General features: G+C 44.7%; 19 protein-coding genes and 1 pseudogene. 1 reads left to right on the top strand and 19 read right to left on the bottom strand.

The genetic code is table 11. The features are described 5' to 3' along the window. Nucleotides 1–36: 36 nt before the first annotated feature. The 18 genes and pseudogenes from ACYVGR_RS33985 to ACYVGR_RS33900 all read right to left on the bottom strand — a co-directional run bounded on the left by ACYVGR_RS33985 (nt 37) and on the right by ACYVGR_RS33900 (nt 21,559). Nucleotides 37–750 carry a putative polyvalent protein kinase domain-containing protein gene (locus ACYVGR_RS33985; protein ID WP_460964814.1) on the bottom strand — a complete coding sequence of 238 codons (714 nt, stop codon included), beginning with the start codon at nt 748–750 and terminating at the stop codon, nt 37–39. Nucleotides 751–775: 25 nt separating this feature from the next. Further along, a complete protein-coding gene (thrA, locus tag ACYVGR_RS33980) occupies nt 776–3,232 on the bottom strand; it encodes a bifunctional aspartate kinase/homoserine dehydrogenase I (protein ID WP_460964812.1) in 2,457 nt (818 codons plus the stop codon). A 243-nt stretch (nt 3,233–3,475) separates the two neighbouring features. Further along, entirely contained in the window at nt 3,476–4,918 is a 1,443-nt protein-coding gene (locus ACYVGR_RS33975; protein WP_460964811.1) for a TolC family protein, read from the bottom strand. Beyond that, complete coding sequence (locus ACYVGR_RS33970; RefSeq protein WP_460964809.1) at nt 4,915–7,179, bottom strand: peptidase domain-containing ABC transporter; 2,265 nt, start codon at nt 7,177–7,179, stop codon at nt 4,915–4,917. The genes ACYVGR_RS33975 and ACYVGR_RS33970 overlap by 4 nt, the downstream gene beginning before the upstream one ends. A 47-nt stretch (nt 7,180–7,226) precedes the next feature. Then, nucleotides 7,227–8,405 carry an HlyD family secretion protein gene (locus ACYVGR_RS33965; RefSeq protein WP_460964807.1) on the bottom strand — a complete coding sequence of 393 codons (1,179 nt, stop codon included), beginning with the start codon at nt 8,403–8,405 and terminating at the stop codon, nt 7,227–7,229. A gap of 422 nt (nt 8,406–8,827) precedes the next feature. Further along, nucleotides 8,828–10,708, bottom strand: coding sequence for a carboxypeptidase-like regulatory domain-containing protein (locus ACYVGR_RS33960; RefSeq protein ID WP_460964805.1), 1,881 nt, complete (start codon nt 10,706–10,708; stop codon nt 8,828–8,830). 171 nt (nt 10,709–10,879) lie between these two features. Then, nucleotides 10,880–12,074 (bottom strand): annotated as a pseudogene (locus ACYVGR_RS33955) (IS256 family transposase). 535 nt (nt 12,075–12,609) lie between these two features. Beyond that, nucleotides 12,610–13,356 (bottom strand): CPBP family glutamic-type intramembrane protease, encoded by a 747-nt coding sequence (locus tag ACYVGR_RS33950; protein WP_460964804.1) that lies wholly within the window; start codon nt 13,354–13,356, stop codon nt 12,610–12,612. Nucleotides 13,357–13,411: 55 nt separating this feature from the next. Further along, nucleotides 13,412–13,552: a hypothetical protein gene (locus ACYVGR_RS33945; protein ID WP_460964802.1), complete on the bottom strand. Its 141-nt coding sequence runs from the start codon at nt 13,550–13,552 to the stop codon at nt 13,412–13,414. Nucleotides 13,553–13,589: 37 nt separating this feature from the next. Then, nucleotides 13,590–13,775, bottom strand: a complete 186-nt coding sequence (locus ACYVGR_RS33940; protein ID WP_460964801.1) for a hypothetical protein — start codon at nt 13,773–13,775, stop codon at nt 13,590–13,592. 43 nt (nt 13,776–13,818) lie between these two features. Beyond that, on the bottom strand, nt 13,819–14,004 hold the full coding sequence (locus ACYVGR_RS33935) for a hypothetical protein (RefSeq protein WP_460964799.1): 186 nt from the start codon (nt 14,002–14,004) through the stop codon (nt 13,819–13,821). Between the two features lie 297 nt (nt 14,005–14,301). Beyond that, nucleotides 14,302–14,559: a hypothetical protein gene (locus ACYVGR_RS33930; protein ID WP_460964798.1), complete on the bottom strand. Its 258-nt coding sequence runs from the start codon at nt 14,557–14,559 to the stop codon at nt 14,302–14,304. A 264-nt stretch (nt 14,560–14,823) separates the two neighbouring features. After that, nucleotides 14,824–14,967: a hypothetical protein gene (locus ACYVGR_RS33925; protein ID WP_460964796.1), complete on the bottom strand. Its 144-nt coding sequence runs from the start codon at nt 14,965–14,967 to the stop codon at nt 14,824–14,826. A gap of 139 nt (nt 14,968–15,106) precedes the next feature. Then, nucleotides 15,107–15,286 carry a hypothetical protein gene (locus ACYVGR_RS33920; RefSeq protein ID WP_460964794.1) on the bottom strand — a complete coding sequence of 60 codons (180 nt, stop codon included), beginning with the start codon at nt 15,284–15,286 and terminating at the stop codon, nt 15,107–15,109. Nucleotides 15,287–15,567: 281 nt separating this feature from the next. Then, nucleotides 15,568–18,708: a lantibiotic dehydratase gene (locus ACYVGR_RS33915; RefSeq protein ID WP_460964792.1), complete on the bottom strand. Its 3,141-nt coding sequence runs from the start codon at nt 18,706–18,708 to the stop codon at nt 15,568–15,570. A 195-nt stretch (nt 18,709–18,903) separates the two neighbouring features. After that, a complete protein-coding gene (locus tag ACYVGR_RS33910) occupies nt 18,904–19,239 on the bottom strand; it encodes a hypothetical protein (RefSeq protein ID WP_460964790.1) in 336 nt (111 codons plus the stop codon). A 318-nt stretch (nt 19,240–19,557) separates the two neighbouring features. After that, a complete protein-coding gene (locus ACYVGR_RS33905; RefSeq protein WP_460964788.1) occupies nt 19,558–20,730 on the bottom strand; it encodes a sensor histidine kinase in 1,173 nt (390 codons plus the stop codon). A gap of 55 nt (nt 20,731–20,785) precedes the next feature. Continuing rightward, nucleotides 20,786–21,559: a LytR/AlgR family response regulator transcription factor gene (locus ACYVGR_RS33900; RefSeq protein WP_460964786.1), complete on the bottom strand. Its 774-nt coding sequence runs from the start codon at nt 21,557–21,559 to the stop codon at nt 20,786–20,788. A 145-nt stretch (nt 21,560–21,704) separates the two neighbouring features. On the opposite strand from ACYVGR_RS33900, the gene ACYVGR_RS33895 reads away from it, so the two are divergent. Continuing rightward, complete coding sequence (locus ACYVGR_RS33895) at nt 21,705–21,941, top strand: helix-turn-helix domain-containing protein (RefSeq protein ID WP_182458474.1); 237 nt, start codon at nt 21,705–21,707, stop codon at nt 21,939–21,941. A gap of 295 nt (nt 21,942–22,236) precedes the next feature. Here the strand turns inward: ACYVGR_RS33895 and ACYVGR_RS33890 are convergent, their stop codons facing one another. Further along, nucleotides 22,237–22,719, bottom strand: a complete 483-nt coding sequence (locus tag ACYVGR_RS33890) for a DUF4126 family protein (protein WP_460964783.1) — start codon at nt 22,717–22,719, stop codon at nt 22,237–22,239. Between the last annotated feature and the right edge of the window lie 51 nt (nt 22,720–22,770).

The raw sequence follows: 22,770 nt of genomic DNA, 5'->3' as shown, positions 1-22,770 counted from the left end.
ACATGCTGATATTGTGACTATTTGTCAATTTTTTGATTACTTTAAGGGTTGTTGTAAGTAAATGACTGGGTCAAATACCAGTAATTCGCCATCATCTCTCACAAGAACATTTCGATGGTGTAAATCGCTGACAATGATGCCAAAGTTTGTGTTGATGTAATCACTGTTTTGAAGTGGGGTAAAGTCAAATGGGAGCATATAAGTTGCTACTTCATCGGATGTTGCTCCTCGTATACCTCGCAACGCTTTTTGACTGACGACAGACTGCAATGAACCTTCTACATCCATCAAACCTAAAAATGTATAACCGGTCTCTGGGAAGAGCCAATTATGAAGTAGAAGGTTGTGCAGGTAACTTAACCAGGTTCCGTAATAATTCAGATTATTCCGCTTGTAATAAACCCCTAATTGAACATACACTTGATGCTCAGCACCGCCTTCACCACCTTGAGCTTCCCAGGCATCCGTGAATGGATCGGCAGGGATCATTTTATTAATAGAAGCCGCCCATCGTCTGAGCAATTTCTCTTCACCAACCCGAAGTGCCTGATCTAACGCTGCTTTTTCAGCACGGTTTTGAGGGGCTGGTCCTTGAGCCGCTTTGCTTGCTCGATGCACTCCTGCAATGACATCAAGGGCTGCTCGGAGACTTTCCTGATCATTTTTTCGCTCTGCAGCCGGTGGTACTCGTTGAGGTATATAACGTTCTCTTCCATCTGGTGTTGGCTCTCTTTCTTTATTAACGGACATATAATCTAACAAGTTCTTATTGGGGTTATGCCAAATAACTCCCAATACTCACCACATCGGCAAACACGCCTGAGGCTGTCACTTCGGCACCCGCACCAGGCCCTTTGATAACCAGCGGTCGGTCTTTATAACGCTCTGTAGTGAACGAAACGATATTGTCTGCACCGGTTAGCTGATAGAACGGGTGTTCCGAATCGACGGGGCGCAGGCCAATGGTTGCTTTGTTATTCTCGAAACGAGCCACGAAGCGTAACTTTTCGCCTTTTTCTTCGGCTTCGGCGAGCAGGTTTTCGAAGTACGCATTGTTGCGCTCCAGTTCGTCAAAAAAGGCTGGTATGGTTGGTGCCGCCAGACATGATTCGGGCAATAGATTGGTAATCGTGACGTCTTCTGGTTCGAGTGGGAAACCAGCTTCGCGGGCCAGAATCAGGATTTTTCGAGCTACGTCCAAACCACTTAGATCATCGCGAGGATCGGGCTCGGTGTACCCTTTTTCTTTCGCATCACGAACCACATCGGCAAACGATGTACCCGGACGAAACGTGTTGAAGATGAACGACAACGTACCTGATAAAATCGCTTCGATTTTCAGGAAGCGGTCCCCCGCTGTCATCAATCCTTGTACAGTGTTGATGATGGGCAAGCCAGCACCCACGTTGGTTTCGTAGAGGAATTTCACCCCACGATTCAGGGCCGTTCGTTGTAATCGTCGGTATTCGGCATAGGTGCCCGAATTAGCGACTTTGTTGGGCGTAACCACCGAGATATTGCTATCCAGCAGCGACTCGTAGAACTGCACAATATCCTTGTCGGAGGTGCAGTCGATGAATACCGAGTTGGGTAGGTTATAGTCCTTGATTTTATCGACGAAAGCGGGAAGCGATGTGGTTACGCCTTCGGTCAGTAGCCGTTCGCGCCAATCATCCAGGGCGATGCCTTTCGGGTCGAGCAGCATCTTCTTGCTATTCGTCATCCCCACCACACAAACCTTCAGCAGTTTCTCCGATCGCAGGAATTCCGACTGATCGAAAATCTGTTTCAACAGCGTTTTTCCAATGAGTCCTGTGCCCACTAAATACAGGTTCAAAACCCGTGCTTCAGACTGGAAGAAGATGTTATGCAGCGAGTTAAGAGCTTTCGAGAGGTTGTTCTTATTAATAACCACCGAAATGTTGATCTCCGACGATCCCTGCGCTACGGCAACAATATTCACCCCATTTTTACCCAGCACCGAGAACAGTTTTCCGGCAATACCGGAGCTTTTTTTCATGCCTTCGCCCACGGTTGCGATCACCGACAAATCGCGTTCGATAGCGATGTTGTCGATTTGACCATGTTCGATTTCCGTAGCAAACTCAGCGTCCAGAATCGTTTTCACATTCTCGGCTCCACGTGGGTCGATGGCGAAACAAATGGAGTGTTCGGAGGATGCCTGTGAAATCAGAATCACGCTGATTTTATGCGCTGCCAAGACACCGAATAACTTCGCTGATACGCCCGCTACCCCAATCATACCCGATCCCTGCACATTCACGAGAGCAATATCGTCGATACTCGAAATGCCCGTAATGGTGTATTGCCGACGTTCGGCGGTGCGGCTGACAACCGTGCCTTCATGTGTTGGGTTGAAGGTATTGAGGACCCGAATCGGAATGTTTCGGGCAAAGGCGGGTTGCAGACTTGGCGGATAAATCACCTTGGCGCCGAAGTGGCTGAGTTCCATCGCTTCGGCGTAGGTAATGGTTGGAATATTGAACGCGTTCGGTACTTTGCGCGGATCGGCCGTCATCATACCATCCACGTCGGTCCAGATGTCAATTACTTCCGCATTCAGGGCTGCGCCTAAGATACTGGCCGTATAATCCGAACCACCCCGGCCCAGCGTTGTGGTTTCATTTTTTTCCGTGGAGCCGATAAAACCCGTTACCATCTGGGTCGCCGTCGACTTGGCAAAATACTCCTGAATAAGCTGATTGGTCAGGCTATAATTTACTTCGGCCTGCCCAAACTGCGCGTCTGTCTTGATAATCTGGCGGGCATCGCAGAACTGTGCCGGAATTCCACGACTTTTTACACATTCGGTGATGATCGTTGTGGATAACCGCTCGCCAAAGCTTGTAATAAGGTCGTGCGTACGGAGAGTCAGTTCACGAATCAACGATACACCCCGCAGAAGGTCTTCCAATTCATTGATAATTCCCCGAACGTGGGCGAATACTTTACTCTGTTCTTTTATCGGAATCAGCGCTTTTACCACATTGAAATGCCGGTCTTCAATCCGCCGAACCAGTTCTATGTAATCCGTTTCCCCCGTTGTGGCCATGCGTCCAATTTCAATGAGCTGGTTCGTAACGCCACCCATCGCCGAGAACACAACGGCTATCTGATCGCCTTTCTGGCGGTGATTATCAATGATCTGAATAACTTGTTTGATACTCTCTACGGAACCAACTGAGGTGCCACCGAATTTAAGAACCTGCATTAGCAATGAGTGAATGAGTGAATGTGTGAATGAGCGAATGACCGGGCCGCCGATGCGGTAAATCGTTTGCAAGCACTCAACACAAGTTTACCAGGAAGCTATTGATGAGGTAATTTTAAGGATGCAAAGATAATGCCTGACGTAAACTTTATGGTGTTATTTATGAGAAAGGCGCACTGATAGGTGCGCCTTCGAGGATGTAAGTATGGCTGAGTTATGCCTAACAATTTGTGTTTTTTTTCTCTATAATGTTCCAACTCGGTAAAAATCAACTACTTTCTCGCGCAGTACTCGTTCATAACGGGCTTGAATCAGGTTTATAGATGCTCGGTCCAGGTTGCTTTTGGCTAGATTATAATCGACAGCATTGAGCAGCCCCGCGTTATAACGAGCTTCAGCCGCTTTGTACGATTGTGCCAGAACGATTACCTGTTGTTCTATTGCCTGATACCGTTCATTCGCATTTTGCTGTTGGTTAACGGCCTGGTCAATGGCTTGCCGTAGATTCCGCCGGACGCTCTCGGCCTGTGATTCGGCCAGTTGTTGTTGCAGGCGGGCGTTCGTAGTGCGATAGCGTACCTGAAAGCCATTCAGAATCGGGATTCGAATGCTCATGGTTACGCTTTTGTACTGATTGTTATCCAGTTGCTGAAAATAATTTATGCGTTCTGTGCTTAGAGTAGGCTCAAGCACTTTAACTGGATACGATTGCCCGGCTACATCAACAAATCCGGTGGTTGATTGAACCACAGCATCTGTACTGTACATGCTACGTCGGGCCGCACTTGAGTACGATGTTCCCCAGTTAGCATTAACAGTAATGGAAGGATACGCTAGTCCTTTGGCCAGGTCTAATCCTTTCTGCGCTGCTTTGGTGCGTAAATCGGCGGCCAGAACTTCGGGCATAACGGTTCGGGCCTGCGTAAAAATCTGGTAGGCATCGGTCGTACTTGCCTGTGGTATCGTTGTGCCTTCCAGCCGAACTACCTGTAACGCCGTTGTAGAGGGTAGATTCAGGACTTGCAACAGCGTTAGCATAGCCGCCTTTAGGTTTGTCTGGGTCTGAACGTATTGCATCTGATCATTAGCCAGTTGGCTTTTGGCATCGTACAGGTTAAAAGGGGGCGTGGTACCCGATTTTACCAGCTTCTCGGTTCGTTCAACCTGTGCCTGTGCCACGCTTACCTGTACCTCACTGGCCGTTACCAGATCCTGAGCTGTGAGCACCTGCAAGTAGGCCAGTAATGTGTTGAGGGTAATTGTATTTTTAGCCGTGGCTACATCAAATTGACTTGCCTTTGCTGTCAGACTTTGTTGTAATAATGTATTCTTCAACTGAAAACCGTTGAAGGCCGTCCAGCTTACACCTAAGCCGACTGTATTGATCGTAATCTGTGCATTGGTAACACTATTTGTATACGGATCGACGTTACGTCCAAAATTCAGCCCCTGATTCGAATAGCCCGACAGTGTCGGTAACTGACTTTTTCGCGTTTGTTCAACCGTGTTATCGGCTAGTTGCTGCTGCAATATCGACTGCCGAATGGAGGGCTGATTTTCAAGCGCCAGGGCAATGCACTGTTCCAATGTTAGTGTTGGTGAACTAGGTAACGAAGAGGTTGCGGGTTGTGCCCAGAGTTTTTCGGAGAAACCCAGTATGAATAGAAGAATGACTATCGGTTTCATAAAGCTAAAGCGGTTTGGGTTTCGGGAGTTGCTACAGGCGTTGCCGTTTGATCGCCGTTAGCGCTGATCTGGAGTAAGTCCAGTTGGGAGAAGCTGGGCGATTTTATGGCCAATGGCATTTGTGAGGCCCAGAGTTTGTAATACGCATTCCCTCTCGCCAGCAACTCGAAATGGGAGCCTTCTTCAATTAATTTGCCCTGTTCGATAACGATGATTTTATCGGCGTTCATAACCGTACTGAGCCGGTGGGCAATCAGAATAACCGTTTTGTTGTGTTCGCGCAGGTGCTGGATGGTTTCCTGAACACATTTCTCGGAAACGGAATCGAGCGATGACGTGGCTTCGTCCAGAATCAGGATGTCAGGATTTTGGTACAAGGCGCGTGCAATGGCAATTCGCTGTTTCTGCCCGCCCGATAAGCTGGCACCGTTCTCGCCCAGATACGTATGAAATCCATTGGGTAGCTTTTCAATAAACTCCGTGATACCGAGCCGCTGGCAAATGGCCACGATTCGCTGCATATCGGGCTGGTATTCGCCCACGGCAATGTTGTCAATGACGTTTCCCGCGAAGAGATCAATCTTCTGCGGCACTACACTTACACGACCGCGAAGACTTTCGTTGCTAATATGCTTGATGTCGTAATCGCCAATATGAATACTGCCGCTTTGAAGAGGATACAGGTTTTGGAGGAGCGATAGCATCGTGGATTTGCCCGAACCGCTTTCGCCAACCACTGCTGTAATTTTACCCTTCGGTACTGTTATGCTCAGACTGTCAAATACTTGCGTGCGACTCCCGTAGCGGAATGAAACATCGGTAAAGCGAATATCACCGATCATATCCGACTGAAGCTCAATTTTATTCTCTGTCGATTCTCGTTCCAGATCCATGATTTCGAACAGGCGGTCGGCGGCAATCAGCGCATCCTGTACTGTTTTGTTGGCACCGATGAGTTGACTGGCTGGGCCTGTGAAATAACCGATCAAGGCGTAAAATGACAGTAGTTCGCCAGGCGTAATCTGATTGTCGATCACAAAACCCGCACCCACCCAAAGCAGGATGATGGTGAATAATCGGGAAACGATTTCCGTAGCATTGCCCGACCAAACCGAGTTGCGGGCCGATGTGAAAATGGTTTTGAGTAACTTGACAAAGCGCGTTTCGGTCTTGATGTTGGCGAACGATTCCAGCCCGAAGCGTTTGATGGTTCCCATCGCATTCAGCGACTCGACCAGTTGAGATTCCAACTCGGCTGCGTCTTCCATCAATGTTCGCTGGTATTTTTTATTCAGCTTGTTAACAATGACGTAGATGCCTGCATAGAACGGAATAACGGCCAGCATAATCATAGCCAGTTTCCAATCGTAGGTAAACATCATGCCGAATGAAAACAGCACAATGAACGCGTTGACAACCAGACTTGTAGCGGCATCGTTGATGAACGCCCGAATCTTAACGGCATCGTTGATGCGCGAAATGATTTCGCCCACACGCATCGTATCGAAAAACTGCTGGGGCAACTTCATCAGGTGTTTGTAATACCCCAGAATCAGCCGGGCGTCGATTTGCTGCCCGGTTTTCAAAGCGAACATGCTTTTCAAACTTCCGATAAACAGTTGCAAAACGAGAATCAAAATCATGGTGATGCTCAATAGGTTGAGCAGATTTTGATTGCCTTCGACAATCACGTTATCGACAATTTTCTGGACATAAATGGAGGTTGAAAGCCCCAGAATGGTATAAATCAGCGCACCGAACAGTGCCTGAATCATTACGCTCCGGTGTGGCTGAATCAACTGCCAGAACCGTTGCGTAGCCGATATTTTTTCGTTGCCCGTTTCAAATTGTTCGTTGGGCAGGAGCAAAATCAAAACGCCCGTCCAGATTTTTTTGAACTCCTCGTGCGTATGTTTAACGAGCTTACCTGGGCCGGGATCCATGACCACGATGTGTTTATCCGTAATATCATAGATGACCACAAAGTGATGGAGTACTTCTTTAATGATGACGTGGGCAATAGCTGGTTTCGGGATTTTCGACAGGCTTTCGAATGTGCCGCGTACACCTTTGGCCTGGAATCCCAATCGAGTAGCCGCTTCGATCATCCCCAGTACATTGGTTCCTTTCTGATCGGTTGACGCCATTTGCCGGATGCGGGCAATGGGCATCATCAGGTTATAATGTGCCGAAATGGAAGCCAAGCAAGCCGCTCCACAATCGGTAATATCATGTTGTTTGATTATCGTATTTTTTGCCATGATTTCAGATGAGATTTGTCTCGAACAGCCGCGACTGTTTGCCACATTTACTTTTGAGCAAGTACAGGTGTATTTTTCGGATTAAGCCAGTCGTCGGCCTTATCGTAGAGCAGATCGAACAAACTACGCTCGGTAACGACAAAGCGCGCCCGGAGTGTCATGCCTTTTTTGAGATAACCTTTGTAGCCCTTTTTGAGCGACAGGAAGCTTTGATCGAGCTTACACTTGACTTTGAAAACCGGGCGATTTTCCATGATGGTAATATCGTTCGAGACTTCGGCCACTTTTCCCTGCGCCAAGCCCCATTGATTGTAATCGAAAGCATCTACCTGCATCCGAGATGTCATGCCGGGGCGTAGCAAGCCAATATCTTTTGGTGATACATAGCACTCAACCAGCAGATTGGAATCGGGGGAGACTACACCAAGGACTTCGCCGGGTTGCACATAGCTTCCAGGATAGCGCCCTGCCAGTTGACTGACCGTACCGGCAACAGGGGCTTTTATAGTATGAAGGTCGCGTTCGTTGAGGAGTTGGCGTTCCTGGGCGCGAAGTTCGTCGAGTGCGAGTTGTTGCTGGGTCAGGCTGGCCTGCCAGTCGCTTACCTGCCGTTCAATTTGCGAAGCATATTGCGCGACTACTGTTTTGTAGGTAAACTCTTTATCCTCAAACTCCTGCTGCGCCAGTACTTTGTCTTCATAGAGCTGACGCGTAACGTCTAATTCACGTTTGCGTTTCTGCTGCGTCTGCGTGTTTTCGGTGAGCAGAAACCGAAACTGTTCGTACTGCTGGCGCACAACCGGCGATTGCAAACCCGATACCGACAGCAAATTTGGACGAGTGGCGTGAACAAGCCGGTCGAGGTCACGAATGTTGAGGAGTTTTTCGGCTTGCTGGGAGTGATTCAGCCGAAGTTTGGTTTCCAGCACCTCGGTCTGTAACCGGATCATGGGTTGCCCCTGTCGAACGGGCTGATTGTCATGAACCAGTACCTGGGCTACTGTACCAGCTACCAGTGGGCGGAGTTCGTTCCGCTCGGCTACCGTGCGAATGATACCCGAACTTTGTACCGAAACTTCGGTGTGAATGAAGGGGAGAGAAACTAAAGCCGCCACAATAGCGAGTGCAACTAAGCAGTAGATGAGTTGGCCTCGTACGGTAACCTGGGGCAAATAAGCCTCCGTAGTGTGCTCGATAACGGCAGGCGGGTGTAACTGATGTTGCATCGTGTTAACGTTTTGGATAAGGGCCGCTATAGGGATGCGGTTATTTCTTATGCCAAAGGTCAGGCGATGCTACGCGAGGTTCAATAACAGACGGTTGTAGTTTATAACGAGAGGGAATAAGTTATACTAAGCGATACGATTACCTATACCCCGCTTGCCATTTCTCCCATATCTGATTGGGTTTTTCTGCATATAACTCCACATTGCCACAGTTGCCACATACAGCAGCATTAACCGTAAAACGATCCGAAAGACGAATGTCGAGCCAATTTCCAGTGTCTTTAGGAGCCTTTATTTTTAGTTGTATCGGGATAGGAGTTTGTATATCGCCATTAACAAAAACTGGATATATTATTTTTTCGGACTGGCACTTTGCGCACTTCTAACTTCGTTGGTTTCCATAAGATACTATGTGGACTATTTTAAAAATGCCACCGAATGCCAAGTGTAATGGCAACGGGCTGCACAATAGGTGTATTGTTGGCAACATTCAGTTGAAAGTCAGTCTGGTCGGGCGTTGTAATGACTTTTTTAGTAAAGAGCTTACCCGATTCTTTAAAGATCATTGATGGCGTATTCGTTAGCATAAATCGATAATTCGATTCAATAAAATAGTCGCGACGCTTTTTCTGAAATGTAAAACCTAACCCGCCTACGCCTGCCCATCCCCGGTCGGCATAAAAGACCTTGACTGGAGTGTCTAATTGCTTGCCTGGATCGACAAAGCCCTCACTGTTTGTAAACTCCGTCAGCAAATAGCCTGTCTGCGACCAGGCAAAAGCGCCCAACGCATAGAGAAATAGGGGATTTCCTTTCTTTTTAACTAACAGACTATAGGTAAGCCCCAATTGGGTGGATTTGTAGTAATCTTTACTCAGTGTACTTTGGAAATTTGAGACATCTACTTTGAAATGGTTTGTTAGTCGAAAGCCATAGTTGGTTCTGAATAAGAGAATAAGGTGTCCCGACGGGAATGACATTTGACTTTCGAGAGGTTTATGTTGGTAAGTTGCTAGTATGATAGGGCTTTGTTGAGCGTACTGAGCAACTCCCAGTCCATAGCTAAAACTCAATCGCTGGAGTACAGCTACCAATTTATCCCGGTTGGTTTTCCCGGGCGCGTATTGCTGTGTCTGTTGCGTTTGCGATATTGCTCTAAACTGCGCCATTTGGCTTTTCTGGGCCGAATCGGCTTCCAGGCTTGTATACTTATCCCAAAATGCGGGATCATATTCGTTCGTTAAATCCGAGAAAATAGCGCCATAGGATAACCGTTTATCATAGGGGACAGGCGTGCCCTGCTCATCATATTGGGTCGTGATAAACGCCAGGTCGTGGGTGGTTTCGCGGTTTGTTTGCTTATTCAGATACGTGGTTTTGCGTACTATGTGGGCTAGATGCCATACCCCATTTTGCTCTATGTACCTACATTCACGTGTTCGGTTTGTACTTGTAATCTGCCTTGTAAGTCCTTGTTGAAGGGGCTTATTACTCTGATACGCAATTTTTACATAAGCCAGCGACTTTTTATGTATCCAGAGTGTACCCGTGGCCGACTCTTCACTGTCTTTCGAGCTAAAGTTGATAACGTAGAGTGAGTCTGAGTTGTAGGGCGTAATGGCCGCCAGCGTATAGCGATACTTTTTGTTAAATGAGCTAGGATTTAGGAAGGCGGCTCTCATTTTAACAAGATCATTCGAATTAGCGATAAATGCACCGCCGTACCATCGAGTGGTTTCGATAGAATCTCGTCCCGGATTTTTGTTGATTCGGGCCTTTAGTACTTCGACCTGCGCATCCTCGTCTGTCGCTTGATAACCACTCATGACGACCTTCAGATACGCTTCCCCATAATGTACTAATTCGTCGTTATCTGTACGTTGATTCAGTTCTCGGTAAAAGCCCTCCAGGGCGAATGTTTTGTGCGGGTAATTTGATTTGATTTTTCGGAAGGCTCCCGTCAGTATAGTTTTTAAAATACTGTCTGGCATCACCCTAACTTCTTGCAGGGCAACACCTTCCGGTAGCGTTATAACCACAGGCTTTGTTGTATGATCAATTCGCTGCGTTACGGTTTGATAACCGATGCTACTTACCAGAATTTGACAGGGAAGTGTGGGGAGTATCAAGTTGAAATCCCCATGTTCATTTGTAGTCGTTCCTTTTGTGGTTCCAACAAGTTGAATAGAAGCAAATGGGATTTCTTTTTTTGATGTCGACAAGACTTTACCCTGTATACGCTGTCCAAATGATATGTTTGAGCAAAAGAGGAGCAGCAAAGGCAGAAGACATTGGGGTTTCATTATAAAACGAATCACTTTGTGGAGGCTGATGAAATGACGATCAGGCCAACCTTAGTAGGATGATCCTGGACTAATTCATCAACACGGAGGTGACGAATAAGCCAGAGAAATAAGCCATTTTTTTACTATAGGATATCCTTGGGAGTGCTCTCTGAACTGTGTCAGCAGGATTTATTCGAAGCGATGCGATTTTATTCGTTCTTCAAAGATAATACTGAACTGGTTAATGATCTCCTTCCAATTATAGGTGGTCGTCTCCCACTTGATTTGCAGGTTTTGAATCGTCAGATAAACTAACTTTTGTAAAGCCACATCCGACGAAAAAGCTCCTTTCGTCTTAGTCACTTTGCGTAACTGACGATGATAGCCTTCCACCGTATTAGTCGTGTACATCACTTTGCGGATGACAGGTGGATAGTCGAAAAACGGCGACAATAATTCCCATTTGTCTACCCAAGGCTGGATCGCTTTGGGATAAGCTGAGGCCCATTTTTCCTGTACCACCAACAGATTTTCCAAGCCTTGCTCCCGATTGGGAGCTTGATAAATCGTTTTCAGGTCATTGGCCAATTCTTTCAATAACTTGTCGGGTACGAAGCGAAAGCTGTTGCGGAGTTGATGGACAATGCAGAGCTGCACGGTGGTAGCCGGGAACACACTGGCAATAGCTGTATCAAAGCCTTTCAAACCATCGACACAGGTAATTAGCAGGTCTTCCACTCCTCGTTGTTTGAGGTCAGTGAGTACTGTCAGCCAGAACTTAGCCGACTCGCTTTCAGCCGTATAAATGCCCAACACCTGCTTTTTGCCGGACAGGCTCAGGCCAATTACGCTGTACAGTACACGCGTGACCACTTTGCCATCATGGCGCACTTTGTAATAGATGCCGTCCAGCCAAACCAGTGTATATAGGCTTTCTAATGGCCGATTCTGCCACTCCCGCATGGCTGGAATGACCGCTCCGGCGGCCCGGCTTATCTGTAATAGCGGTTAACTCGCTATCAGACAGGCTATAACCATACATCTCAGACAGATGCTGGCTAATGTCGGCGTAGCTATTACCGACACTATAGAGTGATAATACTTTCTGTTCCAATTGAGGTGTTAGTACCACCTGTCGCTTGGGGACAATTTGGGGTTGGTAACTGCCGGTACGATCGCGGGGCGTCTGTAGCTCTAAAGGGCCAGCGCTACTTTTGACGTGTTTAGACGTTTTCCCGTTTCGCCGATTCTGCTCAGTCAGGCGTGTTTGTGTGAGATGGCTATCCATTTCGCCCTCTAAAGCGGACTCTAAAAAGTGTTTGAGCAGCGGGGCAAACAGGCCGTTTTCGCCCGTTAGGGGTTTGACTTCGTAAAGGCCTTTGATAGCGGCCTGTTTGAAGGCCTCGAACCGCGACGGCGGACCGTTCGAAGTCGTTGGTCATGATGGTGAAAATAAGAGTTTTTATCCCTATTATTCACCTGTGACACAGTTCAGCGAGCAGTCTCCCTTTAAAGAAAATTTCCTATAATAAATATTACTATTAGGCTTATTATGTAATTCCGAAGATTTGATTGCTTTTCTGAATTATTCATGAAAAACATGTAGCTTAGTTAATAATTCACCTATCGGCTTATAAAGTAAGACGATAGGTGAATAGTTTGAATTTATCCATTGCAATAAATTTAGTAAATAATTTCTGATTAGTAAGATGCGCTTACAAAGGGCCTTTCTGACTGTTAGAACTCGATAGAATGGCATAGATACTAATAATCATGGAGGTAGCTAAAAGAGTATATTTGACTACCTGATTTTCAATTAATATACCAACAACTGTTAAGCAGTTAGCAAGTGCGATGGTGTAAGATCGACGTTTATCCATAGCAGATTTGTCTTGAAAAATGGAATTATTAGTTGTTAATTAAGCAATCTTGCTTTCTTGGCTGGCTCGCCAAATAATAATCAAGGTAGGTATTGCATTATTTATAATATGTAGTATTATGCTCCACTTTAATCCATAAATTAAAGATGTCCAGCTAAGAACTAAACCTGAAATAAAATGAGGAAGTAAGGCTAAGAAAATTGTTTGAGGGCGAGCATTTACAAAATCATAATTATTATAATGCCATAAAGCAAACCCGCAAGCACTAAGCCATATTATATATATGTTTATTTTATAGTTAGCTGTTAAACTGATTAAGTAATATGATAGAAATTTGTAAAATAAAATCCCGAATAAAATACTAAATATGCCAATAGATAAAGTCTTTACTGTTAAAGAATAAAAATTAGCTTGGTTTAAAACACATGCCATTAAATAGGCAATTACAATAACTGCTAGAGTAACGGTTAGGCGGTTTGATTGGATAATCCCCCGAAATGCAAATTCCTCAAGAAAAGGCGCTAAGATTACTACTTCGAATATAAATTGAAAATTTGAGGTCTCTGATAACCAAGAAGTTAAGTCCCCGCTTCCTTTTGATGGATCAATAAGCCCATACTTGTTTAATGAAATACTCAAAAAACCAATAATTAATTTAAATAAAAATATAAATCCAATCGCCTTCCCTATAAATAAAAATTTATAACTGACACTCGTATTAATATCTTTATTTAGATAATTTACTCCTTGCGAAAAAGCAAAAAAATCAATAAACAATTGCTTCATAATATAAAAACTGGCTACTTATTATAAGTAGCCAGTAATTTTTTAGCGTTTATAATTACTTGCCAGGTATGCCATGTTCAAACAGATAAGTACCCACGGCATAGCCGAGTTTATACCACATGCTATCTTTATCTACACCACCATCGATAAAGGCCAATTCGTCGAAATTTAGCTCAACTAACTCTAATGAATTCATAATTTCCAAAGTTTACTTAATTTGATTAGATCACTTACTATTTGTTGTGTGCCCGTGCGGCTTCTTCAAGCCCAGATACGATGTTACTAACAGCTCCATATACATAACCACATGCATATCCTATCCCATAAGCAATGTCGCTAATTATACCACCTCCATCAATAAGACTCAATTCGTTAAAAGTCAATTCAGAAACTTCAAAATTATCGATACTCAGTTGCATGATTTCTTTTTATTAAATAATAATTATTGAAAATATTTACTAGTTATCTAGTCGCATCTGCCGCAGCAGCACCATTAGAGAAACCACTAGAGAAGGCTTGTTTAACTCGGCACCAGGTTTCTCCAGCCCATGTTCCAGCATCGTCTAACCAATTGCCACCATCAATCATTTGCATTTCGTTGAAATCTAGTTCAACCATACTTGCCTTATCCATATTTAATGTTGTCATTATTTTCTTTAGTTTTTTTATGATTAACTTTTTTATGACTATTGCTGCCTCCACTTAACCCGGGATGCTTCAGCCGCAATAGACACTCTTGGCACTCTTAATTTATTCTACAACTACTAGTCAATCTCATGCTATTCCGACGAGTTTCTAACTAACGCCTTTTGTTGGATCGTTGCCCACATCTGATAAGAGCCTGTTTAGTTATCTTCCGAAAACTTGCCATAGCCTGATTATTGCCTACCGTTGCAGCGTTCCATTAATTCTTGATCAATAAGCTTGCCGATGCAAGCGGTACTCCTAGATTTCCTGCGTTTCAGGTAAATCTTTTCCTTTCCCCAGCGGTGGATCTGGTACTGGTTGCTCTATTGGCTGGGTTTTGATTGGTAAAACAATCCTCCGTTTTACAACAGAATCGCTTTCCGTATAGGACGATTCGGTCTTGCTCCCTGAACTGTACGTATTGTTAGCATACGATGGCTTTACTGTATCATTTTCTTTACAGGCAACCACCAGAATCATCAATCCAGCCACGGCTAATAGGTTTTTCTTATTCATAATTTTTTGTTCGTTTTTTATTTATTGTATGCTACAAATTTCTGGCGACTTAATTTTTAATTCAATAACCTAGGGTTGTACTTTATTCGATTAGGTTATAAGTTGATGGATGATATTAATTCGATTTTATAAGCTTCCCTCGCCGTAATCAACGAGAGAGGCCCTCAATTATATCCCATCCACTTTATTGTGAATTATTTTCAAATCTTATGTAGATCGCCTAATTACTATACTATAAATAGTTGCTAATTTTATTGTTGCTAGTTAATATAAAATCTGCTCAGGGAAGTCTGGTAACTTAGGGCCAGGATTTGGAATACAGCCCCCGTCAATACCTCCTTCGATTTGTACTTGTTCCGTTGTATTAAGTGCTGTCAATTCTTCTGATAGTTGATTTTGATCTTTCATGGTTATTTGTTTTTATTTATGGTTAGCAATTTGTAAGCAGCATTGTTGTAATTGATGATGCAAAGTTCTAGGGCAATTTCTTGTTATTCAACAACCTGTAGTTTTACTTTATTCGATTAGGTTATAAGCGCCGTATTTCTTAGGCAGCATCATCATAATAACTGGCTGCCTCGTCATGAGGCAATGCCATATTACCGAATAAATCACCAGCCGATACGACCCAGTTGTCGTCAAAATCGCCAGCTTCATCAGCCAGAAAATCGGTATCATTGTTGATCCATATTTCAAAAGAATGCTCCGAGTGAATGCGTGTTTTCATGATGTATGTTTACATTAGGTAGACATGAATTTAGATTTGTGTTGCTGATTTGTTGCATCAAAATTGGCTGTTAGTTTTTCGTATTTCAATAACCAATCGTTGTATCATAGTCTATTGGGGTATAACTTATGTGATTTGGTTATAAATGCGCAGTAATTTGAAATTTTCATTATTTCTGTTGACGATTTTTGTCATTCCGATCTTAGGAGGAATCGCAACTTCTGTGTTAGTCAAGCTTGAGATTCCTCCTAAAGTCGGAATGACAAAAAAATGATTACTAATTAGGCACTAACTACAGCTTGTCGGGCGCGTACGGAGTCGTAGTGCCGGGCTAAGCAATGGTAGAGTACCAACTCATAAGCTCGCTGTTTAGATGGAAACAGACGATTGACAAGCATATGAATCACGCTGCTTAAAATGGCATAGAGTTGGCGGGAGTTGGGTAAGGAGCGTACCAGACTTTGCAGCAGTTCGGCCTGGCGGTGTTCCCAATTAGTCAGATCGCCAGCAATCGGAAAATCGTCGGCTAGTGCCTGGTCCATCAAGGGGCGATACATCCGGTATTTTTCATTGAGTTGATGCCGTAAGGCCGATGTACCGCCAAATTCCTGAAAAAAACGTTCTTTCAACTCCCCTAATATTATCAGGCAGGCATTGGGCGTGAGGCCTGCGCCGATCAATAATTGGTCAATTTTACGAATGGCTATGGCAACCCGTAAGTTTTCGTCAAACTCATTACCGGTACGCGCTATGAAGGCTAACGTAGACAGGCTATCGTAGTAGAATAATGTTTCGCATAAGGGCATGTGCTCTATACCGTAGCGTTCGAGTTCACGCTGATAGGTATCTACTTTGATACGATGAACAATACCTGATTGAATGGCTTCATGCAATGCCTTTTCCATAACTCGTACTACATGATGGTAAAATTCAAGGTGAGCATTTCCCCGAAATCGAAGCCGTAGGTGTGGATCAGTGTCTTTGTAGCGCACAAAGAAGAATTGGTCAATGATCTGTGTCTTGAGTAGCTGTTGTACTACCGGATAAATGGTTTCGGTCAGGAGTGTATCGGAGGTTTTTTCGCCGGTGTAGACCTTCAAATAGAACCATTCACTTCCAATCGAAAACTTTCGTTGTGGCAACACGTCTGCTGATTGGCTCAGCCCCGAAAACGGTTTCGCCGATAAGTTTCCGAATGGAATAAGCACCTCATGCGTAAAATGGTCGCGTTTATTGGTTAAGGGAGAGCGGTCGGGCATGGATAGAAACTCCACTAATCGGATGCGGGCCGATGTACCTGAACGAGCCAGTCGACGGATTTCCTGAGCCAATAACGTTAGTGATTCAGGAATGTGCATAGAAATAAATAACTCATTGTCACCCTGGGCAATAACAAATTGATCGGGCAAGCCAGCAGCCGTTAATTGAGCAACTAATCGTAATGGATTGTCGGGGGTGAGATCGTTACAGGCCAACTGCCAGGTGGCCCGACTGATGATGATGTTACGATAGCGAACCCTAGGCAGATACGTTTGTGTTCGCAGAACCCCCCAATTCCAGGCAATGTTCAGGTGTGCGTCTTGCGATTGCAGGTCGCACAGAAACCGATAAATAGGTAACCCCTGCGAGAAATTATGTGCATTGCTCAAACGGGGAATTATCCGTTTGTTCAGCCGTTTCGAGCGTAGAATAATCTGTCCCTGCGTGGTTTGATCGTAATGGACCGATACCAGTAAGTCGGTCAGGGGAATTTGATAGTCCGGTGCTACCGATGACTGACCCATGTATGGGATTTCGTATTGGTGGGTGGTTGGCCGGATTAAAATATTTCCAACCCGGTTTTCGGGTAAGTGAACAATCTCTGCAATGATCACATCTGGATGATAGTTTTCTTCGGCGGCTGCGCACTGTTGAATCTGTTGAGCCAAGGCTTCATTGCCTTCCCCAAATCGGCTGAGCAGGTTTATTGCCGATGGGCCTTTACAAGCCAATAAATTAAACTGAAAGTCACCTTCATCCACAGCTTTGGCCGAACTGGCCAATAGCGTACCGAAGGCATAAAAGCTATCGGGAACAGACGGGGTTGCGACCTGGCTACTGATATAGGTCAAATCTGCCTCAGTCAGAATAATTTCATGGATTGAATCGCCTGCCCGATTCGTGCGGAGTGCCTGCGTGTATTTATCCATCACCAGTGTTTGCCACCAGTCCCAGGTTGTTGTTTGGTTAGGAGGGCTAGTAACAAAGGTTAAATCATCGATCAGGGGTGCATAACCTACACCAAACGTTGAGCCGGAGCCATAGCCAATGCCCGATTCGGCATCGAGAGCCAGCGCTAACGGAATCTCCTCGTCTTCGTAGCGATTGTAGAACCGCCGTTTAAACTCATCGAGGTCAGGACTGTCGTTGGGTTGGTTCAGAACTAGCAATTTCTCAAGATCTCGTTGTACGAGTTGCAACGCATGCTTACCCAGTTGCAGGGTCGGATTGCGAGTGTCGCCCCAGCCAAAAAAAGTATCTACCTGAACAATATCGGCAGAGGGGGGATAAATATTCCGGTCGGTAAACCATTGCTGAACCTCTGAGTAAGCCAGCAGTCGATCAGGCTGTTGTAGTGATCGTTGTAGTCGATGTAACTGTTCCGTTATGTCGGTTGTGTCTGCTAAGGAGGCAATTCGTTCTGTGAGCCGATTCAGATAGTGTAGCCCTGTTACGGTTGGTTCTAGCTCGAACGATAATAGTTGCCCTTCAATGAGTTGCTCAACAAAGCTAATTGCTTCGTGCTGATCAATGTTGCGTGTTGTAAGGGTATTTGCCAGTTCCTGAATGGTTGCTCCGGTACGTGCCGCTTCCAGAACAGTTGTCAGATGGCGTTCGGCTTCGGCAACACTGATAAAGTAGCTGCGCCGTTTATTGTCGAACTGCTGCTCAATATATCGCAACGAGGAGCCTATGGGATAGAGCGACGAGTTTGGAAACAGGCGTAGTTGGTCTCGAATAATGGGCTGATGGCTAAGCCACTGACAGATTGCCAGCAGGCAATCCATATCGATACGGGTATGCGTTCGAAGCGTTGCCGTTGTGCCTGCCTGAAGTTGGGTTTGCTCGCCGAAGCGCCCTATTGTACAGCCCGCAAAGAGGCCGTAAGGAGTTGGACGGCTACACATTCGAATCAGGTATTTATGAAGTGTGATCAGCAATTTATCCTGCTCGGGGAGGGTTTCGCCTGAGAGCCAGCGTTGAAACCGTTCATAGAGGGCGGGCGACGCGACAAAAATGGCTTGTTGCGCTATTGGATCCTGATAATGCTGACGCAATAAGTCAGATAACGGATTGGTAGCAAGTTGGTTGTAAAATTGAAGTAATGTGTCGAGGGAATACGTCGGCTGGCGCAGTAAAAAAAAATCTTTTGGCTGAATCATCTTGGAGTTGGATAAACAACTCCAAAAATACATTGTCACTTTTTGGGTGTATATAGTTTCTTGTTTTTTTTCGACCAATTATTTACCCGGACTTTCGCTTAGAATCTGTTTGAGACGTGCTACGGTTACTTGATTTGTGTACCCTGATAAACCGTGGCACGTCTCAAACAGATTCTAAGCGAAATAAATTGACATTCATCGTTGCTCGAAAAAGGAGACATAGCGATCCAGGCAAACCGCAAACCGCTCGAATGAATACGGTTCGGTCAGAAAGTCGAACGGGTTCAGGTTTAAATGACTGAACAGATGCTGCGGATACGGCGAGGTAATAACAACCGTCGGATGATTACGCAGGGCATCCAGAAACGGGCCGGGGACATCATTGTCTGGACCGGCAAGCCGCAGAAAGACCAGTGCTTGTTTGGTGGTCTGAATGGCGGTGAGCATATCCTCCGTAAACGCCCCGGTCTGGCCAACATTAAGCCAGCCGGTGCGTTGGAGGTAATGAGCGAGTTGACGCCGACTCGCCATTGATGGGTTTAGATAAAGTATAAATGTTGTCAAAAATTGCTAATTGTAAATATAGTCTTTCCGTTAGTTCTGGAATTATTGGTTAATGTTGTTAGACAAACGATTCGTTGTCTTTTAAAAACTAAGCGAGTAGGTGTGGTGGTAGTAGGTAAGGTTGAAATTTTCATGGCTGTAAGTAGTTAAGAAGTATGTATTTCTGATGGTTAAGTGTTTAAAAAATGGGTTTTTTCCCCGTTGACGATTCAAAAATAGTAGATGTATATAGGCCGCTTCAATTACTTTCGACATATAGGGGCGCCTTTTTCGACTAATAGCCTATTAGTTTCGACTAATGCTTTGCTTTGGCAAAGGTTCTACATGTATCGTGAGAGTAATTGTATAAGTAGTTTCAGTAGCATGTGTAATTAATTCATGTTGTCCGTTATATAGAATGTCTAAGCGTCTGCGCACATTGCCTAACCCAATTCCTCCTGATTTCATGTTTGCATCTATAATGTGACGCTGCGCCGGGATGCTATTTTCTACTCGAAAGACAAATTTGCCTGCGGTTATATCAGCGTTTATTTGTATGTAAGCTGGCTCTGTAGTTCCTTTTAGGCCATGTTTGAACGCGTTTTCCACAAAAGCAATCAACAATAAAGGAGCAATTTGGTACTGTTCCAACTGGCCATTTTGCTCATAGTCAATCACCACATATCGATCAGAAAGACGATTACGTTCTAGGTCAAGATAGTTTTGAATGTAAGCCAGTTCTTTATTAAGGGTGATTTTGGGTAAATCTGTTTCGTAGAGGTTGTAACGCATCAACTCCGATAAGCGAAGGATTAAATCAGCCGCTTTTTCATTGGTATCAAAAACATCAGCGTAAACACTATTAAGCGTATTGAATAAAAAGTGAGGATTGATCTGAGACTTTAAAAAAGTTAATTCAATTATTAATTTATCTTTTTCAAGTTCGGTATTTCTTATTCTAATAATAACTAGGTGGTTTACTGCCAGAACTCCTAAAAAAATTAAAGCCCATGGGAACGTGTAGAAAAAACTCCATATAGCGATTGTACCATTAGTAATAAATCCTAATGGCCCAGCATTACGAAAAAAAAGCCAATCTCGTTCGATACGGCTGCTATGCTTAAAGTGCTGGATATATTCAAAGAAGATGTAATTGCCTTCATATATAATCATGTGCCAAAAGAAAAGCCATAGCAGGCTAATGCCAATGTGTAAACGATATAAATATCTTGGAAAAACAAAATACCCAAAAAAGTAATAAATAATGATTGTCGGAATGACTTGTCCTGCCGTAACCCAATTTTTAATGAGATTAGTATCTTTATAGAAAGATTCAATTAAAATAAATCGCAGGAAGAGTGTAAAGGTTAGCCACATTAAAATATGAAATGTATACTGCCCAATAGTACTTTTTAACCATTTCTGTATCGTTAAATGTGGGAATATTGAATTCTTTATTCTATTTCGAACTTGGCTCATAATATTAAGAGTAGGAGTGGATTTTGCTAGCAATACAATTTGTTGCTCAGGCTTCTTAAATCATATTCTTCTTCAACTCCTCCATGACACGCTCGCGGTAAGTAACGCCAATCACTACTTTCTTTCCGTCGAGAGTAGTTATCTGATTGCCATCAATCTCTTTGATCGCCTGTCGCCTAACAATGTAAGATCGGTTAATTCGCAAAAACTGTGAGGGGGGGAGCATCTCCCCCAGTTTACCCATGGTCATGTGCGTGACCAGTACCCGCGTTGTGAGGTGTAATTTGAGGTAGTCTTTCATCCCTTCGGCGAAGACAATATCCTCTGGCGCCACACGAATTAGTTTTTTGTCTTCCTTAATTAGAAAGTAAGGGATTTTTTCGCGCGGATCAACTGAGGCTTCCGTTGGCACATGGACTGGTGGGCGCGTTGGTGTCGGCGCATTGGGATCTATGGCAAAGCCAAGCCGTTTGGTTACCCGGTTAATAGCTTCCAGAAATTTATCGAACCCAACAGGTTTGAGTAGATAATGGGTCACCGCATCGAAGTTGTAGATATCAGACGCGAATTGGGGCGAAGCTGTTACCATAATGACCAGTGGATGAGGTTGTGGGAGCGATTTTAAAAACTCAATCCCCGTCATATACGGCATTTCAACGTCCAGAAACAGGATATCGGGTTTGAGCTGCTGTACCTGTTCCAGGCCCTCAAATGGGTCGTAGGTCTGCCCAAGCAGAGCCAGATAGGGCACACGACTAATGTATTTCGACATGATGACATGGGCAGGTGACTCGTCATCGACTAAGTAACAGGTGAGTATATCGGTCATAGTGGAAGCAATATATTCGATTAGCCTGTTATGGTGACGTATTAGTCGAAGAAAATGCCCTATTAGTCGAAATAAATTTTCTGCCGTTATGCTGTCCGGTTAGTTTGTATCAGTCAAACAACATAAACCTTTACCGATATAAATTATGAACCCCATTGCCACCAAAATCCGCAAACTTCGGGAAATTCACGGTTACCCACAGGAGTACGTTGCTTTTCAGTTAGGTGTTAGCCAGGCCGCTTACAGCAAAAAAGAAACAGGCCGTACAGAGTTGTCACTGACAGTATTACAACAGGTATCGGCTTTATATAAGATTAGCCTAATGGATCTTATTGAACTAACCTTGCAGGATTTGCTCATCACGGTTGTTCGGCAACAGTAAATAATATCTATATATTATCATCAATTTAGTTATCGACCACCTCACTTAAACGTACAGCAATGGAGTGCATGCGCTGAATGGCGTATCCTTAAGGTGGGTTGATATCCATGCGCGAAAACAGGTTGTGGTCATTGGGATTCCGGTCATGCTGGCTGTGGATTGGTTGGCAAAATTGTGGAGGCCATGAATCGAAAATACGAGTTAATTGCTACCTGCATTATAGTAGTGTACCTACGGGCTTTAGCTGGTGTTCAACTCAAAACATCCACGGCTGAAGCCCGTAGGTACAACTTTTTCAACCAATACCCCGCCCCTCTATAAGCACCAATCCTGCTCCAATGGCCAGCGCATCTTCGGCTAGGGCAACCAGCGTATCGGGCACATCTTTTTCGTGTGTTAACCAGTGGCGTAAGTGAAAGAAGGCGAACGATCCGGCTGCTGCCCCCAAAGCTCCTAAAATGGCACCATAGCCTACAGATTGCTTATCGGCTTCGGTTAAGGCGGCCCCGCACAGCGCACCAGACGCAATCCGACCCCAAATCTGTGGTTGAGCAATACGATCGGGAGCGCTGGGAAGCTTGTCGCCAATGAGTTCACCGCCAGCCATCAGCTCCAGGGCCATTGTCGCTTTAGAGGATACCAGAAAATGAAGTTTTGAGTCGGCTAGTGGTTTTTCCGGCGTGTGCGACAATTTATAACTTACAAAAGCGGGAGCCATCATGCTGCGCATGCCAGCAATAATGCCAATCTGGAAGGCATTGATGTATGTTCGAATCATGATTAATTGACGTTGAGTAGTTTATGTAAACTCAACGTCAATTAGTCTGCT

The sequence above is a fragment of the Spirosoma litoris genome (assembly GCF_054776755.1).
Note: the sequence above shows the minus strand (reverse complement) of the source record. Positions and strands in the feature narration are given on the sequence as shown.